The organism is Vibrio sp. 10N.222.54.E6 (assembly GCF_041473955.1).
GTDB classification, from domain to species: Bacteria; Pseudomonadota; Gammaproteobacteria; order Enterobacterales; family Vibrionaceae; genus Vibrio; species Vibrio tasmaniensis_A.
Genome location: NZ_JBFRTD010000027.1, coordinates 1 through 20520 on the forward strand (window position 1 = coordinate 1; position 20520 = coordinate 20520).

17 protein-coding genes are annotated in these 20520 nt (G+C 41.9%); 6 read left to right on the plus strand and 11 right to left on the minus strand.

The annotated features are described in order from the left end of the window. Window positions 1-380: 380 nt before the first annotated feature. Window positions 381-1688: a YfaP family protein gene (locus AB4513_RS15645; RefSeq protein WP_229648405.1), complete on the minus strand. Its 1308-nt coding sequence runs from the start codon at window positions 1686-1688 to the stop codon at window positions 381-383. A gap of 3 nt (window positions 1689-1691) precedes the next feature. Continuing rightward, window positions 1692-2234 (minus strand): hypothetical protein, encoded by a 543-nt coding sequence (locus AB4513_RS15650; protein WP_102258348.1) that lies wholly within the window; start codon window positions 2232-2234, stop codon window positions 1692-1694. A gap of 471 nt (window positions 2235-2705) precedes the next feature. Between AB4513_RS15650 and AB4513_RS15655 the strand changes: the two genes are divergently transcribed. After that, window positions 2706-2942, plus strand: coding sequence for a TA system antitoxin ParD family protein (locus AB4513_RS15655; protein ID WP_017100443.1), 237 nt, complete (start codon window positions 2706-2708; stop codon window positions 2940-2942). Beyond that, on the plus strand, window positions 2914-3216 hold the full coding sequence (locus tag AB4513_RS15660) for a type II toxin-antitoxin system RelE/ParE family toxin (protein ID WP_017100444.1): 303 nt from the start codon (window positions 2914-2916) through the stop codon (window positions 3214-3216). The genes AB4513_RS15655 and AB4513_RS15660 overlap by 29 nt, the downstream gene beginning before the upstream one ends. Before the next feature lie 354 nt (window positions 3217-3570). On the opposite strand, the gene AB4513_RS15665 is transcribed toward AB4513_RS15660, so the two are convergent. The 7 genes from AB4513_RS15665 to AB4513_RS15695 all read right to left on the minus strand — a co-directional run bounded on the left by AB4513_RS15665 (window position 3571) and on the right by AB4513_RS15695 (window position 8629). Next, a complete protein-coding gene (locus tag AB4513_RS15665; RefSeq protein WP_017102639.1) occupies window positions 3571-3987 on the minus strand; it encodes a GFA family protein in 417 nt (138 codons plus the stop codon). Window positions 3988-4117: 130 nt separating this feature from the next. Continuing rightward, the gene (locus tag AB4513_RS15670; protein WP_017102638.1) at window positions 4118-4756 is read right to left on the minus strand and encodes a LysE family translocator; all 639 of its coding nucleotides are present in this window, start codon (window positions 4754-4756) and stop codon (window positions 4118-4120) included. After that, complete coding sequence (locus AB4513_RS15675) at window positions 4753-6078, minus strand: hypothetical protein (protein WP_017102637.1); 1326 nt, start codon at window positions 6076-6078, stop codon at window positions 4753-4755. Before AB4513_RS15675 ends, AB4513_RS15670 begins: the two co-directional genes overlap by 4 nt. 16 nt (window positions 6079-6094) lie before the next feature. After that, window positions 6095-6331 carry a phytanoyl-CoA dioxygenase family protein gene (locus AB4513_RS15680; protein ID WP_240798339.1) on the minus strand — a complete coding sequence of 79 codons (237 nt, stop codon included), beginning with the start codon at window positions 6329-6331 and terminating at the stop codon, window positions 6095-6097. Beyond that, the gene (locus AB4513_RS15685; protein ID WP_346762973.1) at window positions 6273-7001 is read right to left on the minus strand and encodes a phytanoyl-CoA dioxygenase family protein; all 729 of its coding nucleotides are present in this window, start codon (window positions 6999-7001) and stop codon (window positions 6273-6275) included. Before AB4513_RS15685 ends, AB4513_RS15680 begins: the two co-directional genes overlap by 59 nt. A 322-nt stretch (window positions 7002-7323) precedes the next feature. Continuing rightward, window positions 7324-8097 (minus strand): site-specific integrase, encoded by a 774-nt coding sequence (locus tag AB4513_RS15690; protein WP_240798561.1) that lies wholly within the window; start codon window positions 8095-8097, stop codon window positions 7324-7326. After that, on the minus strand, window positions 8039-8629 hold the full coding sequence (locus tag AB4513_RS15695) for a phage integrase central domain-containing protein (protein WP_229648402.1): 591 nt from the start codon (window positions 8627-8629) through the stop codon (window positions 8039-8041). Before AB4513_RS15695 ends, AB4513_RS15690 begins: the two co-directional genes overlap by 59 nt. Window positions 8630-9404: 775 nt before the next feature. Between AB4513_RS15695 and AB4513_RS15700 the strand changes: the two genes are divergently transcribed. The 3 genes from AB4513_RS15700 to mrdA all read left to right on the plus strand — a co-directional run bounded on the left by AB4513_RS15700 (window position 9405) and on the right by mrdA (window position 14038). Next, window positions 9405-9593: a hypothetical protein gene (locus AB4513_RS15700; RefSeq protein WP_017101218.1), complete on the plus strand. Its 189-nt coding sequence runs from the start codon at window positions 9405-9407 to the stop codon at window positions 9591-9593. A gap of 537 nt (window positions 9594-10130) precedes the next feature. Next, the gene (locus tag AB4513_RS15705; RefSeq protein ID WP_017101219.1) at window positions 10131-11135 is read left to right on the plus strand and encodes an AbrB family transcriptional regulator; all 1005 of its coding nucleotides are present in this window, start codon (window positions 10131-10133) and stop codon (window positions 11133-11135) included. 1040 nt (window positions 11136-12175) lie between these two features. After that, window positions 12176-14038 (plus strand): penicillin-binding protein 2, encoded by a 1863-nt coding sequence (gene mrdA / locus AB4513_RS15710; RefSeq protein ID WP_102258467.1) that lies wholly within the window; start codon window positions 12176-12178, stop codon window positions 14036-14038. An 858-nt stretch (window positions 14039-14896) separates the two neighbouring features. On the opposite strand, the gene ltrA is transcribed toward mrdA, so the two are convergent. After that, on the minus strand, window positions 14897-16351 hold the full coding sequence (gene ltrA, locus AB4513_RS15715) for a group II intron reverse transcriptase/maturase (protein WP_102258468.1): 1455 nt from the start codon (window positions 16349-16351) through the stop codon (window positions 14897-14899). 1008 nt (window positions 16352-17359) lie between these two features. Here ltrA and AB4513_RS15720 point away from each other — a divergent pair. Next, a complete protein-coding gene (locus tag AB4513_RS15720) occupies window positions 17360-18598 on the plus strand; it encodes an ISL3-like element ISVa7 family transposase (protein ID WP_102258469.1) in 1239 nt (412 codons plus the stop codon). A gap of 146 nt (window positions 18599-18744) precedes the next feature. Here the strand turns inward: AB4513_RS15720 and AB4513_RS15725 are convergent, their stop codons facing one another. After that, complete coding sequence (locus AB4513_RS15725; protein ID WP_017101220.1) at window positions 18745-19530, minus strand: hypothetical protein; 786 nt, start codon at window positions 19528-19530, stop codon at window positions 18745-18747. Window positions 19531-20520: the final 990 nt, after the last annotated feature.

A 20520-nucleotide genomic window follows, 5' to 3' on the forward strand; every position in this document is an offset into this window, starting at 1 on the left:
CTCAAGTATTATTGGGATTTGTATTACACATACTATAACCAAAAACATTGAAAGTTATTGGTTAATCAATTTAGTCAGCTTTGGCTCTCTTTGTTATCAGCTCTTATCGACAAAGCTAATTGCTTGCAGTTACAAAATATATCATTGGAACTCGCCTTGAGTCGCGACGACGAGTAAAACTTCAGGTCTATGAAGCCTCTGGACATTTCCGAGTTACGTTCAGATTGGCGACTAAGTCGTTCGGACAAAATTTACTACTCCGAATCATACAATGTATCGGAAATTGGTAGACCAAACGCAATGCCCTACTAAAACATCAAATGATGTTTTAGTAGGGCTATCAGATTATATTACTATAGGTAAACGGCCCTTTAAGGTTACTAGAAAGCCCCTATTTCAATGCCACCACTGTCGTTTTCAGAAACCACAACATTCATCATGTGTAATGGGTTGGCATTCTCTGATGAACCTTGAGCTTCCCCAAGTGTAACTGACTTAGTTAGAACATCCGAAATACTACCTGTCGATATTTGAACAGTTGCAATTCGACCTTCTGCACGAGCGTAGTTATTCACACCGATACTATATACCCCGAGTTCGAGGCTGTCTCTGTCACAAGTGGCGAAGTAATGCTCTGGCCCATAGCCGCTGGTGTTATCAACATCTAACTCACCAACGTTACCTACCCTATTTTGGTAGTACACCTGCATCCCATTGGGTTCAAACGTATGCAAATCAACATCACCTAGACCATTCCAACTGAGTGTTGCTGTGAACGACCCTGTAGAAGCGATTGCTTCAGGAGTTTGTAATGACGCCAGCTCCGATTGGAGATCGTTTCTTATCATTCCAGCTGGTTGTAAAGAAGTATTTAAATAGGTTTGTATGAGAGTGTGACCAGATGGATCAACCTCTAAATGGCTGACTGGTATCGAGACATTTGTATCGGGCACTGTCCCTACAGCTCTTAAACCATTTATCACCAAATCGAGATCGGCTAGTGTATAAGGTCCATTCAGTTGTGGTGAAGCTGGTGCAATGTGGACTACCCCAAGATTAGATTCATCTAGGTTATCCAATTCCAATGCTGCGTTGTAGGCATTATTAGCAAAAAGATTACCTTGGGAGTGGGCGATAAACAGCATTTTTGCGCCCTGTGTGCCTAACGTCTGAATCCTCGTGTTATGACGAGCGTAATCGCTTGCTGTTGGCGGTGAAGAAAACAAATGACTAACAAGTGCAACTGTTTGGGATGATGCCCAGTCGTAAAGCTCAGTAAGTAGCCCCAACACCAAGTCACTAGGGGCGCTGACAATATTGTAGACTTTATCTAAGAAACCATCAGCTCCACCACCAGTAATTGCTGACCAAAAGATATCAAATCTACCGCCGAGATCGGGGTCTATTTCTTCCGCTCGCTGAATAAATACTTCTGCTATATCTTGAAACGCTGATGCACTAACCGATGAACCAGTTACGTTATAAAAAGTCTCGTATGCTACAGGCTCTGAATTGTACTCATTTCCAATTTGCTTTTGGAATTCAAATGTCGCTAATTTCGCTTCATTTTTTGTATTCCACACTCCATTAAAAAAGCCAACGACATACCCTGGTACTTCACAAACTGTTGCAGAACTTACATTGAAAGAGATTGACGCAGCTAAAGCGGTTATAATAATTTTTTTCATACATCATTCCACGCAATCGATATTAGATGGTAGGCGCGTCACAGTGCCATCAAGAGCTTCATTGAACGCTGAATATGCCGCTGCGCGCTCACGAGTGTTTGCTGTGTAATGTTCTATCGCTTTTAGAATTTGATGTGCATCGGCAGGGTTATCAAAAGCTAAACTCAAGCAACCGATAGCTACAGTAGACTCTTCATCAACTTGGAGGACTGCATCGATATCAGAATGATCAACAAGGACAGCTTCTTGGGTAGTTCTGGCAATACTCTTAACTTGTGTCTTTTGACTTGCTGATAAGTTAGCCGCTTCAATATATGCCAATATATCGTCTCGAATGGCTTCGTTATTGGTGACTGAACCTGTAAGCGAATCACTAGTGTCTAAGTCTGGGTACGTTCCTGACGAAACTAACTGACTTAAAGCATCTGTAGGTGAATTGATTGGTGTTGCTGCATTTACATCATCGGCACTATCAGAGTCACCACCACATGCCGTTAGCAACATGATGGCACATATTGGTAAAGCTTCCCTTATTTTCAACTTCATTGTCTACTCCTTGATCATAAATGTTAAGTTACTAAAATATAAGAGATTAACGCCAAGTGCAACGAGTCCCATACCACCCTTGAGCCGACCAAGTTGCCGCTATAGAGACTGGCGTTACATTAATATACCTAGGTCCGTTACACTTATATCAATACAGTAGATGTGGTTTGCATAAGGAAAAGTAAGCCAAATCACAGGTTTCTGAAATGAGTAATCAATCGGTCGTAACTTCTAATGGGGCATTTTCGAGTTTCATGGCACACCTTTGGACAGAAGCTTTTTCTAATTTAGTAAATGATGCATTATCTCCGGTATGGAGGAGCCATCAGAAGAGCACGACCTTAGAGGTTAAGTTCATTGTCACTTATGAGAAGTGAAAAAGCCCACTAGCAGGGCTTTTGTTGCAAGTTGCCACATATGATGCAATGCGCTACAATTGACATCAACAAACAAATGACCAAGGTAATACATATGGCTACTACAAGCGTTAGACTTGATGAGAGCCTAGTAGATAGAGCTGCAACCATTGGAACAGCTTTAAATCGAACGACCCCCAAGCAAATTGAGCATTGGGCGAAAATAGGCAAGATCATGGAGGATAACCCTGACTTAACCTACGAGTTCGTACTGCAGGCAATCATCGCTAAAGCCGAATTAGAGCACGGGAATACGACCTCTTATGAATTTAGCGAAAGTAACAAAGATTGAGCAAACTACGACATTTGCCAAGACAGTAAAAAAGCTACACAAAAACCAAAAACAAGATCTAGATAAAGCAGTGAAAGAGGTTATAGAAAACCCTTTTATTGGCGTGATGAAGAAAGGCGATTTGTCTTTTCTTAGGGTGCACAAGTTTAAGATGAACAAGCAGCTCACCTTGCTTGGGTACAACTACGATGAATACGGGACGTTAGTCCTGACCTTAATGGCGTTGGGCAGTCATGAAAACTTTTATCGCGATGCATCCAGAACATTTAGATAACCAAAGCCTCGCCAAGCGCGAGGCTTTTTTATACCCCTCAAACACCTACAAACTGATTGAAAAAGAACTTAAGGTAGCTAACGCTGAAAGAAAGGTGGAATCTACCCCCGTGAAACATCACGGGGATTAACAGTATGAGAAGAGTGGATAAGTTTTAATATGGTAAAAACCCATGAACAGGGTGTGAATGAGTAAAAGGTCTAGCCAATAATGGGGCACTTTCGAGTTAGAAAGTGCCACAGATAAAGATTCAACCTATGAAAGTTCTGGCCAAAAGTAAGTTAATGCAATGAAACTCCCTAAACCTCAATAGATTAGAACAAGTATTTTAATATCTTAAACACTTGCTCACCGCTACCCCGGCTGCTCAGGGAAAACCTTTACATTAGTTGGTATTTGGTACCAATCTAGTTTTTCACTAACCCAAACATGTGCTTGAGGTTCGAAAATATCAGCTGCCGACATATCAGTTGGTTTTAACTTTAATTTAACCGTTTGCGGTGCATCTGGATTGAAATGGTAAATTCTGTTTCCACAATTTGGACAGAACATCGCGCAATTACGATTGCCACTATCAGCTAAACGTTCCCAAGTTTTCAGTTGACCAGAAAACTCTATTTTCTCGGCATCGACAACTGCTGTAATGCTAAATGGGCTGGTAGACAGTTTTTGGCACTCTGTACAGTGACAAGCAAAGACCATTAGTGGTTTTTCATACAAGTCATAGGTCACTTGCCCGCACTGACATGCTCCTATAAGTGGATATTCCATTTATCACTCCTCCTCACAACATGAGTGGCAGCTAACTCCGAATTAAGTAACGAGTAACACTACCGTCTAACCTAAGTCATTACATCGTAAATCAACTTGAATTAAAAATCCGAGAAGTGTGTCCCTTCCCCTAATTGTACGAGGAGTTTACCAAGGCCATAACACCTAACAGTATAAAAATACTACCAGACCACCTTGAGAAAAAATCAACCCAGTTACTTCTTGCTTGAAACTTTTTCTGTAGATGACTCGCCATCAAAACACTTAACAGATCAGCACTACTAAACAATAAATTCGTAACAACTCCCAAAATAAGCAGTTGGAGCCAAACAGCAACACTTCCTGCTTCATTCACAAACTGTGGGAGAAAAGCAAGATAGAAAATTGCGGCTTTAGGGTTCAGAATATCTACAATGACACTATCAATAAACGTTCTTTTAGGAGAGGTAAGATTGCTTTCACAAGAAGTAATACGTAATTTTTTTGATAGATAGATACGTTGGAAACCCAACCAAACAAGATAGAGAGCTCCTAGCTTTTGAATGGCAGAATAGAGAGAAGGATTAGCTAAAAGCACAGAAGACAAACCTAATACAGCTAAAATTACATGAAAATAACCTCCTATATGAAGGCCAAAAGCTGCCATAATTCCTACTTTCTTCCCTCCTGACACAGCTTGAGCAATACTGTAAAGCATTGCAGGACCGGGCATAAACGCATATAGCAACGTAACAAATAAGTAAGTAAACAGTTCTGTAATTGAAATCATTGTCCACCCTCCAAGCTATATTTAAAGCCAGAAAATGTTGAGGCTAACTCACTTACTACATTACGCGCCTCCTTCAAATTGTAATTACCTTGTAGAACGCCTGCGATTACCTCAGCTAAAACAACTATTTGACTTTGTGTAACCCCTAATCGAGTAATTTCTGTTGCACCAAAACGTATCCCAGATAACAACTCTCTATCTTCAGGAAGTGGGACTGCATTAGCAAAAACCCCAACATCAGCTAGACGGTAGCATGCTAAACGCGCACCTTCTTCTCGAGTCCATTTCACAACAACTTGATGAGTTTCAGTAAAGCCTTCATCAGAACAGAGCACCTCCAACCCGTGCGCCTGTAAATTACTAGCAAGTTGCCTAGCATTAAGTATCCCTTGAGCCATATATTCAAGGCCATATTCCTTTAATTCTAAGCATGAGACCGTCAGGGCAGCAATTCGATTAAGTTGATGTGAACCAGTTAGCTTTGGGAATATAGTCGTGCTAATCGGAGAAGAAAACTTTTCCGAATTCCAACAAATTACTCCTCCCTGAGGACCACTAAACGTCTTTCCTGTCGATGCAGTGTAGATATCAGCTCCCAAAGACAGAGGGTTTGGATAAACTCCACCAGCAATCAACCCTGCTTGATGTGAGCCATCAAAAAGTAACATCCCTCCCCAACGAGAAATAATGTCTTTTATCTCTTTTACAGGAAAGGGAAAAAGGTTGAGACCTGCCCCTAAACTCACTAATTTCGGGTGTCTAAACTTAGCCATGTATTCAAAGGCGTTTAAGTCAATTTCGAGGGTATTCGGATCCACAGGAAGATCTGAAATGGAATAGTTCAAGATCCCCGGGGGGCCTAAACTATGGTTACTTGAGTTACCACCATAAAATGTATTGAGGGTGGACATATCTGATACGTTGAAATGGTTTTTGAGAACTGCATAGACAACCGTATTAGCATGAAGCCCTCCTAAAAGCCTAGGGTCTGCATGATTGCATTCAAATAATTCCTTAAGTAATACTATGCAAAGTGCTTCTATTTCATCAGCTTGATCAAGCCCCGTAAAAAAGCGGTTATTTCGCCCAATAGAACCGCCTGAGGCTCTAGACCCCAAGTCACAACTTAGTAGTCCCCGAGCTTGTAAACTCATAGGGCCTTCTGCTGCCACAAGGTTTATTCCTGTCTTCACTCTCACAGTCTCGTGTCGCTCTATTAAAGCTCTTAATTTTTGATAGAGCTCTTTAGAAGTCGAACACCCAAGTAAGGCAGAAGCATCATTCAGAATATTCATGTCATGCATTTGTTTGCTGATAATCACTTTCTAACCTCCCTTCTCACGTATAACTGTTACGTGTGTTAGACAGATCCTTACCACAGAGCAGTAAGCTCGAATGTCTTGTGATATCTATGTTTGAGCCATCAATAAAGTCGCCCAAGTGTCGAAATGGATAAATTTCCGTATCCGTTGCCGTTACTCTAAAATTAATGCCAAACCGGTCATTATAAGATGTATTAGGAAGAGAACCATGCATGGTTCTTTCCGTGAAAATAACAAATTCCCCTTTTTTCATAGGGATCGTCACTATATCTTCTTGGCTCTCGTCTACACCCAATGTTTTTTTTTGCAGGTAATTTTGCAAGTTCAGCTCGAACATAGGCTTTAACATCCTCGAATGATTTCCCACTAATTTGATAATTTTCAAAAAGCCCACTGGTATCAACGTCCAATACTAGTGTGTAATTGTTCGCCCTTTCGACAACATCTTCGATTGTTTTACAGTCAATAAATGGATCATGCCAAAACTCAGATTCTGTCATTGGAACCATGGTTTTAGGATATTGTTTTTTATGTGAACCACGAATGAAACGCAACGGAGCGCAATCAAGCTCAACATCAGTAAGGGCGACCCAAACAGTTAAATTCCACCAACGATCCCGCCTTTCATGTTTAGGCCTTAAACTAGGCTTATTATTGCCAATTTCTTCACCATCGAAATCTCCCCACTCTTGGTGCCAACCTGTACCGTTTTCTCCAGATTTCTTGTGAAAAATTTTTGAGCGCCAAAGAGCTAAATCGTCTCCAATCAGAGACTGTAGCTTTGGGATCAAAGCTGAATCTGTGAGCAACTCTTTAATTTTCGTCGATACTAAATGCCAATCCCTGACAGAATAACGACCATACAGGGGATGCGGCTCTGGGCTTTGAGCTATCTCCCTAACTTCCGTTAAAACATCTTGAATTAATTCGACATTTGCGAACCTCGGTAATGGTCCTAAATAACCATCCTCGGCGAAAAGACCTTATTTGCTCTCTCGTCAATCCTTTACTCTTGTCCATTGATTAGCTGCCTACCCTATGATGTTAAACAAAGAGCGTCGAACCTATCAGTCTTTATCGAATGGCCTAAAATTAATAATTAATAATTAATATTTAGAGAAAAGCGTTAGTTCTCGCGTACACTTATTCACAGAACTCCAAGTGTGACTCCCCAAAACACAAACTTTACCAAAAAACCTAATCTTAAAATTTGATGTACTTATGTTATTCCGACAGATATTTTAATCACCATTCCCAAAAATCCACTTCATATCTAAACCGTTCAACCTCCTTCTCGGTCAGTTCCGGTATTACTTTGATAGGTCTTCCTCTGCGTTTAGGGGGAGATTTCGTCGGCTTAGATTTGGAGGCTCTCACTTTTCGAGTTTTAGGGTTATTCACAAGCTGGCCTGATAATATTCCACTAATAACTTCCCCTATCGCCTCAGCAGATTGCGATACTTGCACATCATCCACGTGAGCATAACGAAGCGTGGATGAAATACGCGTGTGACCCGACAGTTTCGACACCATCGGAATAGGGAACCCCTCTAACACCGCATAACTGGCAAAGGTATGACGCAAATCGTGAATGCGAACATCCTCGATATGGGCTAAGGCTCGCACCTGTTGCCAGACCATACTAACCTTGGTCGACCGACTCACAAAACGACGCAAAGGCATAAACACATCATCGTGTGATTCGCTACGCTGTGTCCATGCTTGCTTTGGTATGTCTGAAAGGAGTTTCTGCGCTTCCTTGCCCACATACACCACCTTCGCACCCGTTTTGCTGTCCGGCAAGTGCCACTCCCTGCCTTTAACAAAAGACCATTGTAGGCCTGTTACCTCTGAAATTCGACACCCCGTTAACAGCACCAGTTTTAGCACCTGACAACAGCACGCTTCCAGATTACCTTGCTGGCTGACCACAGTTAATGCCTTATCCAATCGCGCTAACTCATCCAAACTCAAAAAACGATTGAGCTTTTTTTTTGCGACTTTGCTTGAGACCCTCACAAGGGTTTTCCATGCAATAACCTTGCTTCACCGCATATTTGAAGATAGAACGAAGCACATCAAGATTACGGTTGGCAGCCCCTGCGTAATTCTGGCTGAGTTCATCAAACCAACGATGCACATGAAACGAATCAATACGGCTGACAGGAAAACGTCCAAACTCGGGCAACAAATGCCTTCTTAAGGCGCTCGACGCTGTCCCTTGTGTACTCAGTTTCCATCCCTTGCAGACCTTATCCGTCCATTCTTCTTTCACCAAAGCATCAAAGCGAATTAACCGTATCGGTTTCGTCTCTTTTTCTAAAAAAGAAGACTGTAAAGCTTGCACGTGTTGTCTGGCTTGTTTTAGGGTGAATTGTCCCACGGCCGCTAACGTCTTATTGGGAATGGGTAGATAAGTCACATAGAAACGGCGATCATCGGCATAGACTCTAACCCCTAACGCGGGAATTTTGGTATCCCACACCGTATACGTTCGAGTTTTTGAATGAAGAGATTGAATCACTTTAGAAGTGAATAACAGTGACTTCATGAGCGCATCCCCTTAACGAGTACACCCGACACATGAGAGGCCGCCTGACACACGTCCTCACGTCCCAAATGCGCATACTTTAGCGTCGTTTCCGCTTCAGCATGCCCCAAAAGACGACTCAGCACGATCACGTTCACCTTCGACTGAATGGCAATACTGGCGTAGGGTGTGGTCAAAAATTGAAAATACAGGGGCATTTTTGGAACACTTTCCAATTAGTCTTTGTTTTCACTAAGAGGCTAAATTATCGATGAAAAACGCCCCTATTGGAAGGGGTTGGGGTGTAGATTTGACCACACTGTTTTTACATTAACGCCAAGTTACTCTTATACAGGGGCACTTTCACCCCAAAAATACAGGCTAGAAATGAAAAAATTCTAGAACGCACCATCGCATCAAACCAATCAAATATCCTTTTATATACTGGAGGCATTTCGTGAACAGTATCTAATCCTGATTTTCATTATAAACCCTTAACGAATATAAATTAAATGTAAATAATTAGCTCTTAGCCTTTGTGTTAACTTATAAAATAATAAGTAACTATCTACTTACTCTGGCAATAAGTAACAAAACAATAAGGGAATTCTTCATGGAAAGACAAATAAAACTATTTTCACTGAAGAGAAAAGGAGCAGCAGTCCCTAAATTAAACATAATTAGTATCAAATCAACTTTCTCATGAAGACGAAGCTTCTGGGTTTAAAGATACTTAATTTCAATTAATTTTGGTCGTTAAAATTATGGTTTTTCTTATAAAAAAGAGTGCGTTGCTATGAAAAATGAAAAGTCAGTGAAAACAATTCAAAAAAAATCGAAGTTTAGAGACTATTTACGCTATCTGCGGATTAAATTTAAAAGGTATAATTTTAAAAGTGGAAAAAATAAAAATGCATCTCTCGATGTGAGACACCTTTCTGACCATTTAAAAAAAGACATTGGTATATATGATAAAGACCACTAACATCATTAATATCTCTTCGTACTCTTGTCTTACTCGTTGTGTCACAAAGTTTAGTTGCACTACATGCGCACTGATTTTTAGAGGCAATTAGGCTGCTGTCTGCAAAATGTCTCCCAAAAAGATAATCCTTCAGGATTATATGAGCTGTCCATTTTAATTATCGACCATAGTTCCACTCCTACAAGGGTGGAACTAGCTTCCTCATCAGGTTTCCATTCCGGGCACTGATACATCTTACCTTGCCAGTGACTTTGCTCAACGATTAGACAATGGTCAATATTGTGTAGAGACAGATAGAAAAGGAGTACTTCTTTGATTTCATCATCAATGCTACAGGAATACAACGTTCACTCGATAGAAGCAATCCGGTACTTGATAGCCTGCTAAGTCAGAAACTGGTGATATTCAAATGGGCTTGTATGCTCTTGGGCGGATAACTTGTGGTGATTTTTACATAGTCAATAACATAGATATGATTAATAACCAAATCTCCACTTTATTGTCATCCTTCAAGCTAAAAAAAGGGGAAACCAAAACATGTATCTAGCCTCATTCATAGCTTTGGTTGGCTCGCTCTTATTTACATATTTCGAGATACCACTAGGTGTAATGTTCGGTGCCCTGATTGCTCTTTTGTTAACGGTAAAAACAGGGTTTACTCTAGCTCTTCCCAAAAGCACATTGACCGGAGTACAGTTAATCCTTGGTGCCACAGTGGGCTCAATCGTCCCTATGCAGACTCTTTCCAAGGGTTATCCGATATTACTTTTTGTGGGACTCGTCCTTTGTATGTCCGCACAAGTTCTCACCTCGTATCTCTGGCTTTCTAAGCGAGAGAAATGGTCAAAATATGAAAGCCTACTTGGGGCGGTCCCGGGAGCGATGGCCGCGGTTCTTGTCATTAATGAAAATCACAATTCACCTTCTAGTAAAGTGATTTTCACTCACACAGTTCGACTCATTTTCTTAATCATAGCTTCCGCTCTTCTTGTCTCAGCGGACAATTCACCAGTTCCTGGGCCGGCTATTTCCTTAGACAACCTTTGGATACTTCTCCCACTTTTCCTCGCCTACTTTTCAGGTTTGCTTCTCGATAAAATTGGTACTCCAGCACCGTATATGGTGACTGGGATGTTAGCAACTATGTTTGTGAACTCTGAGTTACCGTCATACAACTTTCTTGTCCCGACAGAGCTTGTTTTTATTGCAACATCCGCTCTAGGGGCATTAATTGGGATTCGTCTAAAAGATATAACCGTTGTAGATATCTTCTCTTATGCGCGAGCTGGGATTATTGCTACAACGTTAAGTCTTACAGTCACAGTTGTTTTTGCATATATATTCAGCAAGCTAATTGATAAGGAGTTCATCGTACTCTTGATGTCGTGGGTTCCGGGCAGTGTGGAGTCTATGACTGTCGCTGCCATTTATCTTGGACTAGAGCCTGCATTAATAATGCTTAGTCATATCATTCGCATGATAATGCTTCATTCTATCCCTCTCGGCTTCAATATTTATAAGTATTTACGGAGACAATTATGAAATGGGACATTGGTGTTGGCTTGGTTTCATTAAAAAACCTCAGTTAAGACTGGTTTTTTGCTTTTTCCATTCCTAATAAGCTCTTTTCACTTAAATGCATTTAATTTACCTATTGAAAGAAATTCAACTGGAACTTCCGTTCTTCAACGGTATCCAGTCTGTACTTTGTAGTATTGAAGAGCGGAGTTACGCTGCTTCTATCTAAAAACATCAGAAACAATAAAGCTTGAGAAGTACAATATCCTCTCATCATTTTTTGCTTTGAACACATTATTCATCATCGGTAAATCTATCTAATTTCTATTTAGACCGTCAACCTCCTTCGGTAATCACACCACTCCCAAAAAGTGAACACTAAGGCGATCTTTTCCCAGAGCACACCCAGAGCACAGTCCCAATGCATGGCGGCATAACACGTCTCTGGACAAAAGTTTGTTAGGCGATTTACTCTATTTAGACCATTACGTATTAGAAAAAATATAGGTATTACACGATATATTTTGGTTATCACTCCTCAAGGTATGCTCAATATTTACACATAGAAAGACTGTGCTATTCAATAGGCAATCTCTAAACATCGCCAGCAACCACGACATCATAATGTATGGGTTCGACGTCATATCATGGTGAGAGCTGCGTTAAGTTGCTTAAACAATGGTGGGTGATTAAAAATATCAGTCATAGTACGACTAGGTTTATGGATTTAGAGCGTACTGCGGGAATCGCCCCCGCATCATCATCTTGGAAGGCTGAGGGTAATAACCATTAAACGCTGTACGCTTTGCGTTCATATTCCTTGATAATCAGTGGGGTGCTTAGTCAGTTTTAGCCTAGAAAGCCAAATCAGACTTGAAATGGACATCCACATAGTATTTCATATGCTCGGAGCGACAATACCCGCTCCCCAAAGGACGCGAACCGAAGTAGAAAAAAGAGATATTACATACGCCGAATCAACCATTTAGGGATTGGTTCTACGCACCCATCAATCGAGGCTCACTTCTGTGGCCAATTCAACTCGACCACAATAAAAGAACATTATGAAGAGTAAAAGAAGCAGACTTCGAGATCATGAACTGGAAGCCAGTTTATTCAAAAACCGAGCCGTGTTTGCTTTCGTATGTATTGTCTTTCTGGCCGGGCTGCTGGTTCTCAACATTTATAACCTGCAGGTGACAAAACATCAGTATTATCAGACACGCTCTAATTCTAATCGTATCAAAATCATTCCTTTGCCGCCGACCAGAGGGCTGATTTATGACCGCAATGGCGTCCTTTTAGCAGAGAATGTGCCAGTGTTCAGCTTAGAACTCGTGCCAGAAAAGATAAAGAATATTCCCAAAACGATTGAGAGACTCCGTGAAATCATCGATATCTCTCAAGAGCAAGAAGAAAGGTTTAATACAAACCTCAAACGGGCACGACGTTTTAGTTCCGTGCCTCTGTTGGACAACCTCAATGACGAACAAGTCGCCAAATTCTCGGTCAATCGCTATAAATTTCCCGGCGTGGATGTCATGGCAATGCTCAAGAGACATTATCCCTACGCCGATATTTTGACCCATTCACTCGGCTATGTAGGACGCTTGAACGAGTCGGACCTCAACAGGTTCATCAGTGAAGGGAAAGAGCTCAATTATAAAGCCACCAGAAACATCGGGAAAATTGGCATTGAACGCTATTACGAAGACATGCTCCATGGCAAAGTGGGCTATCAAGAAGTCGAAGTGAACAGTCGTGGTCGCGTCATACGTGTACTCAAATACGTGCCGCCTATCCCTGGTCAAGATATCACCCTCAATATCGATATTGAGCTTCAAACCTACATCCATAACCTGCTTGGCGGTCGAAAAGGTGCCGCCGTGGTGCTCGATCCTCGCGATAATGGCGTCTTAGCGATGGTGTCCAGTCCGAGCTATGACCCCAATGCCTTTGTCAGCGGCATCTCCAGGGCCGCCTATAAAGCCTTGCTCAACGACAGAGATAGACCCTTGGTCAATCGCGCCACGTTAGGTACCTATTCTCCAGGCTCGACCATCAAACCCTTTGTTGCCGTTGCCGCCCTCAATGAGGGGATCATTACCCCGAGAACCAAAATTCGCAGCGTTGGCGCGTGGCGAGTTCCCAACAGCAACTCTCGCGCGTTTCGCGATTGGCTCAAATGGGGCCATGGTAGCGTCGACGTGACTCACTCTATCGAACAATCCGTCAATACCTTCTTTTATCAGATCGCCTACGATATGGGCATTGACTCACTCTCCAATTGGATGATGATGTTTGGCTTTGGCCAAAGTACCGGGATCGATATATTCGAGGAAACGTCGGCAAATATGCCAACCAGAGATTGGAAAAGAAGTCGTTTCAATAAACCTTGGTACATCGGTGATACCATCCCTATCGGGATTGGACAGGGTTACTGGACCACTACCCCCATCCAAATCGCCAATGCCACTTCCATCCTAATCAATGATGGCCGAAAAAAACCGATCCGGTTGCTCGATAGTGTGTCGGGTCACAACGCGTCGACCGCCAAAGAGCCAACCGAATTCCCGCCGATCGAAGGTGTACCATCAAACTACTGGGTACTCGCCAGATACGGCATGTATTTGGTGAACCACGGTAAAAAAGGCACCTCCAGAAAAGTGTTTCGAAACGCTCCCTACAAGAGCGCCGGGAAATCCGGTACCAGTCAGGTCTTCGGTCTGGCAGAAAACGAAGAATACGATGCTGAAAACATTCCCGAACACCTAAGAGATTTGGCCTTGTTTACCGGCTTTGCCCCATACAACGATCCGCAAATCGTCGTGACGGTGATCCTCGAAAACGCCGGTGGCGGTTCATTCAATAGTGCGCCCATCGTTAAGAAGATTTTTGATCACGTGTTACTCGAACCAAGTCAGTGAAGTCCGAGCGATAACCCAATCGGTAGCAGTGGGCGATAGCGTCATCGCCCAAGGCTGGCCCGCATTCCCGCGGCAGCCTCAAACGGTTCATTGTAAGATCAGACTGCAAATATGATTGTCTTGCCAATCATAGTGACAAACAAACGTGTCGCTAGTGCCCGTTTCCAACTGAAGCTCAGGCGTAAATGCCAAGCTAACATACCGTTTCTCTAATCACCCTTGCTCGCTCAAAGCAAAAATAGGCCCCAATGTATTGATACGTCGCTTTAAATAACGCTTCTTTGGCCGAAAAGACGAGGGTGCAGATAAATCACATCAATAAGTAGAGCGGGAAGGCAAATTATTGTTGGCAAGTCGAATTTGCCCCCTGATACATCACGGGAATTCACGACGAACAGTATTAGAAAAATGGATAACTTCTAGTAGGGCAAAAACCCATGAACAGGATATAAATGAGTAAAATCACTAACCAATTTTGGTCGGATAAGCGACACCTGTTACCAGGTGCCGCTCTCCTAAGAACCCAGCGTGCAACTTTCACTGCACTGGGCTCAAGCCTCCGCGAAGGCGTACTATGTACACCCACTTGCCAATAAGGCAGATTTTGCAATGCACATTTGAAGCTTCAATACTTACGACCAAAGCTATTCTGGTTAAAGAGTAGCGTTGATGTTCATTAGGAGAGGCACTAACTTTATATAAAGTCATCATTTGCGTTTCTCCTTTAATAAAGTTCCTCAAATCATCTTGCAACGGGAGACCCGCTGGAAGTAGGCTCACTTTCGTGCCAGACATAAGTCTGTATCTGCATCATTACAATACAGCATTAGCTTTCTCCAGCATCCTCTACCTGCACCACTATCGGCTTTCTTCGCAGAAAGCTTTCCTTTTGAATTTTCTCTTCGCCAAGTATTCTTGGTGCTGAGGGTCAAATGGCGTTGCGGCACTTCGGATTTTCACATGTCTTTCTATTGATACTTTGGCTATTTGAAATAGATTGAACTGACAATCCATATTCATTATCTTCTGCCAACCGTGAAATTGCCATTGGCCTTTTCGGTTGATGAAGTACTTATGGGTGACCCAACTTTTTGATTTAGTTGGGTGACGCCTAATAGCCCAGAGCCATAATGCTTGGAATAGTTGGTGTCCAACGTATCCGAAAACTCGTTTAGCAACACAGTGGCGATAGTAATTCGCCCATCCCCGCATTTTGGGGTTTATCATTTTGATAAGGTTATTTACGGGGATCGTTGCGTGAGTTTTGATGAGTCTACGCAAGTTACTTAAGAATGACAGTACATTGGTTTTACTCGGTTTTATGAGTAGCTTTCCTTTGTATTTTCTGTGGTTAAACCCTAGAAAATCGAATCCATCATCAATATGAGTTGTGCGTGTTTTTTCATCGGAAAGTGTTAGACCTCTTTCTAGTAGAAATTCAGTAATCAATGGCTTTATGTCGTTCTCTAATACATCCTTTGATGTACAAGTGACAACAAAATCATCAGCGTATCCAATAAAGTTGGCTCTTGCTTTCTTCTTAAGAGCCAAGGACTTTATTTGTTGTTCAAGCCCTGCGAGAGTGATTAGCATTAATGTTGGAGAAATTATGCCACCTTGTGGCGTGCCTTCTTCCGTACGATAAAACAACCCTTTATCTACAAAACCAGACTTCAACCATTGTTCCAACATACGCTTGTCTACAGCGATGTTATCAAGAAGCCATTGGTGCCCGATTTTATCAAAACAGGATTTAATATCTCCTTCAAGAACCCATTTAGCTGCCTTCTTTTGAGCCAAGCATAAGAAAGACTGCGCTATTGCATCAGTAGTGCTTCGGTTTGGTCTGAAGCCGTAACTATTTGGGTCTGAAATTGTTTCCGAGATAGGCTCCAAAGCAAGGAGGTGGAGCGCTTGTTGCGCTCTATCTGCCATACAAGGAATACCAAGTGGTCGAAGCTTACCGTTCTTTTTAGGGATGTAGATACGCTTGAGTGGTTTAGCTTGATAAGCTTTTCGACTCAATTGATTCACTGCATTCATGCGACGTGCATCTGTATTCCAGAGCACGCCATCTATTCCAGGCGTTTTACTACCTTTGTTTTGAGATACTCGCTTAACAGCAAGAAGTTTTGCTGAACGAGAATGGGTTAGTATCCACTGTAAGGCTTTTGCTTTACCGTGATTACCTTCTCTAGTTGCCTTTGCGATACGCATTTGGAGCTTTAAGACATGCGCCTCCACAGCCTTCCAGTTAATGGATTGCCATTGTGCACTGTCAGAAGATGCACTAATCTCGTTCGAAATCATCATTTGCTTTTCTTCCTTAATAAAGTTCTTCAAACTCTCTCGCAACGGGAGACCAGTTGGAAGTGGGCTCACTTTCGTGATCAGGCATGTGCCTGTATCTGCATCATTACAATCCAGCTTTCGCTTTCTCCAACCTCCTTTACCTGCATCACTATCGGCCACATAGGCTTTCCCAGAGGGAGTGATACAGGCTTACCATGTTCCGTAATGTCAGGGTAGATGCCCACTATAATGCGGAGAGCATTTCGATCACGAAAGAATACACACAAACTTCTTTCCTACTCTCGTTGCTTATTTAGCTACAGCGTCTAAACCACTTCCGCTGCTTGTGAAATTACGCATCTGACGTGGATTCACTTCTGTTCATCATACTGACTCCCTAGCACTTACCCGATTTATGTGGTTATCAGGAGGAGCTTCCTCTCGCGATTCAGTTCCCGTCCATCAGATAGACTTTGTTACATTGTCAGGCTCGCTTCTTTATTCAGAGCCGTAGGGTCATTTGGTGATACAAATGGTTCGCTCTTTTCGTGGCGAACAACGATTCATACGACTTCATGTCGCACTAAATGGATTCACATATGTTCATCATACTGACTCCCTAGCACTCACCCGATTTGTGGTTGTCAGGAGGAAGTTCTTCTCACGATTTACTTCCCGCCAAGTAGTTACTTGACTTCGTTACATTGTCTGGCTCGCTACTTTATTCAGAGCCATAGGGTCATCTGGTGATACAGATGGTTCACGCTTTCGTGGTGAACAACGCTTCATACGACTTCACGTCGCACGGGTAGATCTGAGCTAGTTGGCACTTTTTGAAGAAAGTGCCAAGAGTAAAGCTTCAGATCTATGAAGCCTCTGGACAATTCCGTGTTATATGTATTGTTAAATTAGCATTTAACGGATTACTTTAGGGGCTCTTCTCCGCTTAGATGAGTCTATAAATTAACAATAAAACCGGTAACACATTGATTTATAATCGCTTCCCACCTTATATCTCAGTATTGTAGTTTGTCGTTATTATCTTCCGCTCTATTTAACTTTAAAGGCCAATCCGTACAGTCTGTAACGCTCGAAGAAAGCTCTCATTCAGTACTCGTCAAATGCAAGCGAGATAGACGCTGTAAAGTTGTTGACCCTGAGACTGGAGCACCGCGCACAGTCGACCACTATGTTCACCGTCGCCTGTCGGATTTACCTGTCAGTGGTCGCCCTTGCGTTATAGAAATTGAATTGGCTCAGACAAGAGATAGGCTCGGCCGAAGGTTGGTTGAAGCGACTGATTTTGTTGATAAGGGGAGTCGTTATACCAAGAGATTCTGTCACTTTATTAGTGGACTATGCAGCTATATGAGCATCCACGCAGTGTCTAAGCATTTAGACATACGCTGGGAAACCGTGAAAAATATCGATAAAGCATTTCTGTTATCTACCTTGCCCGCTTTAGAGCCTAAGAGGTTGACCAACCTTGTTCATATTGGCGTTGATGAAGTCGCCAGGGCTAAAGGCCATGACTATATGACCGTCGTTTATGATCTCGTTTCAGGACAACTTATTTGGGTTGACCATGGGCGGACTTCAAACGTACTCATCAACTTTTTTGAACAATTATCACCGCAAACGAGAGACGGCATCCAAGCGGTATCAATGGATATGGGGCAATCTTACCAATCAGCAGTGAGAAACGCTCTTCCGAATGCAGACATCGTTTTTGACCGGTTTCACGTTATGCAGAACTACTCTCTTCTGATAAGGAAAGAGCGTAATAAAGCGTTTAGGAAAGGAACACATGACGAGAAGAAAATGCTTAAAGGGACGCTATTTTTACTCCTCAAAAATGCGCCGAAATTAAGCGATAAGCAGTCAGATAGGCTAGATGATTTACTTGAAAGCAATAAGACTCTTTGTACGATTTATATGCTCAAAGAGCAGCTTCAAGCCTTATGGGATGAACGTAATTTTGACCTGATGATCGCAGCTCTTGATGCGTGGTGCCAGCTTGCTAAAAAGACGAGGATCTTATCTCTCATCAACTTCGCAGACGCGCTTTGGGAGAGAAGAGTTGGGATCTGCAATTATGCAAAATATAAGCTGACGAATGCCCGAGTGGAAGCAGGGAATGTATCGATAGGTCTTCTTAGACGGCGAGCCCGAGGAGTAAGGGATACTGATTACTTTAAATTGAAGATTAGACAAACCTCAATCCTAGAAACTCACTCTACCATTTACCCAGAAATCAAGCTCATCTAAGCGGAGAAGAGCCCTTTAGGTACAGCAAAACCCCTAATAGTGGTCAAATTCACTTAGCCACTACAGAACAAAAAATATATTGATACAGTGCATTTACTAGGGGAGCATTCAACAACCTCTGCTCTAACGATGAAGAGGTGGACACTTCACTGCAAAGTTTTCGCATACTCGCGCATAACTCTGGCATTGTCCGCGTACTCTTCATTACCACATGGTTCACCGTTGTTGCTGATCAGAGGGCTTGAATAAGCAGGGACAACCTTTTCAGAATAACTCATGACTGTCCCGTAGTTAGAACAATGAAAAGCTCCAGAATAAGGTTTTACTTTACTTCTATTTGCAGCAAAGACCTGTTCCATGATCCAAAAGTCTCCACTTTCAGAGTTAGGCCGTTCATGCATTGCCCACCCTAAATGTCCTAGCTCATGTTCTAGCACGGTAATCGGGAAGTCCTCCGCAAGCAGTACAAAGCTGTCGTTCAAGTTAACCATTGTCATCCCATTAATCTCCTCTTCGATGACCAATGGATGATTATCACTTAAAACCAAAACGTACTGCTCTTTTGGAGCGTCTAAAAACGAGTTTACCTTCGAAGAACTGATTGCTTGTTTTAGGTCTGAATGCACAGAGGAGATAGACATACTGTCATGAGATATTGATACAGAATGGCTATCCTTGAACACACGAGTTATAGGGATGCATGAGTTAGACAGTATCGTATTAGACATCTTTACCGCTTCTTGCAATCTGCCTTTTAACTCTTCCTTGTTACCAATCTGATTATCAATATAAAAGGTGACATTGGAATTAACGCTTCTTTCTTCTTCGCACTCCGGGAAAGTAAAATTTGGTTTCGTATTTCTTTGGCTGTGCATAATTATAATTACGATCACAATAGAAGCGAGAGTTAAATTTCTTTTAGTCTTTTTCATGAATCCCTCGGTCGCTATTGAGCGTTAAGTCATTAAATGTTTTAAAAAGAATAAACCCGATACTAACAATAGGAAATAATTACCACCACTAATTATTTATCGGTCACTACGGTGATATAGGCGACCTTAATGATTAAATTATGTAATTAGCTTTTTTTGCTTCTTGCATGGCCAATGCAATTTTATTAGCCCCTGATTCAGCTATGTCTTTTAATTCCTTAGTGGTCTTTAATATTAGCTCGGACTTATCCATTATGTTCCCTCTATCTTTGAATTTTCGAAAGAAGCGTTAAATAAAGTAAAACGATCTAAGGAGAATAAACTAAAAATATCAACTATATTAATAATTAAGTAATAATTTATTAATATCAAATCTTTACATACAGTAGCATTGCAGGCTATGGAAATTATCAGGCCTAGACTAAGTATGAATAGTTATAATGACCCTTGAGATAAAATACGCTGGCATAATGAAGAACACTTCTCCATTGATGACGAAGTTGAATTTCATTTGGTTTCTTGGGGGAGTCCAAAAAACATTATTGAGTTTGGGGTATATCACGGGGCGAGTCTCGTTTTACTCGATAAGATTTACACCCCTGAATCCATCATAGGCATAGACAAACGTCGAGAACATCCAGCCTTAAGTCAATACCGAAAGGGGCCTTCAGCACACTCGGTAATAGAGCCTTATTGTGGAGTAAAGCAAGATCATACAGACAAGCTCATTCAAATATTAGAATTACACTTCCCCAAAAAAAAATGTAGACCTAATTATTGATGATTGCAGCCATTTATATGAACCAACAAAAGCCGCCTTTTTGACATCATTCCCTTATCTAAAATCAGGTGGGATATACATCATAGAAGATTGGGGATGGGCGCATTGGCCGGGTGAGTTTCAAAAGAAAGAGTTTTTCCCCGGAACTCCTTTAAGTAAATTGGTTTTCGAATTACTCATGCTTCAAAGCGTCATTCCAAATGTCATAG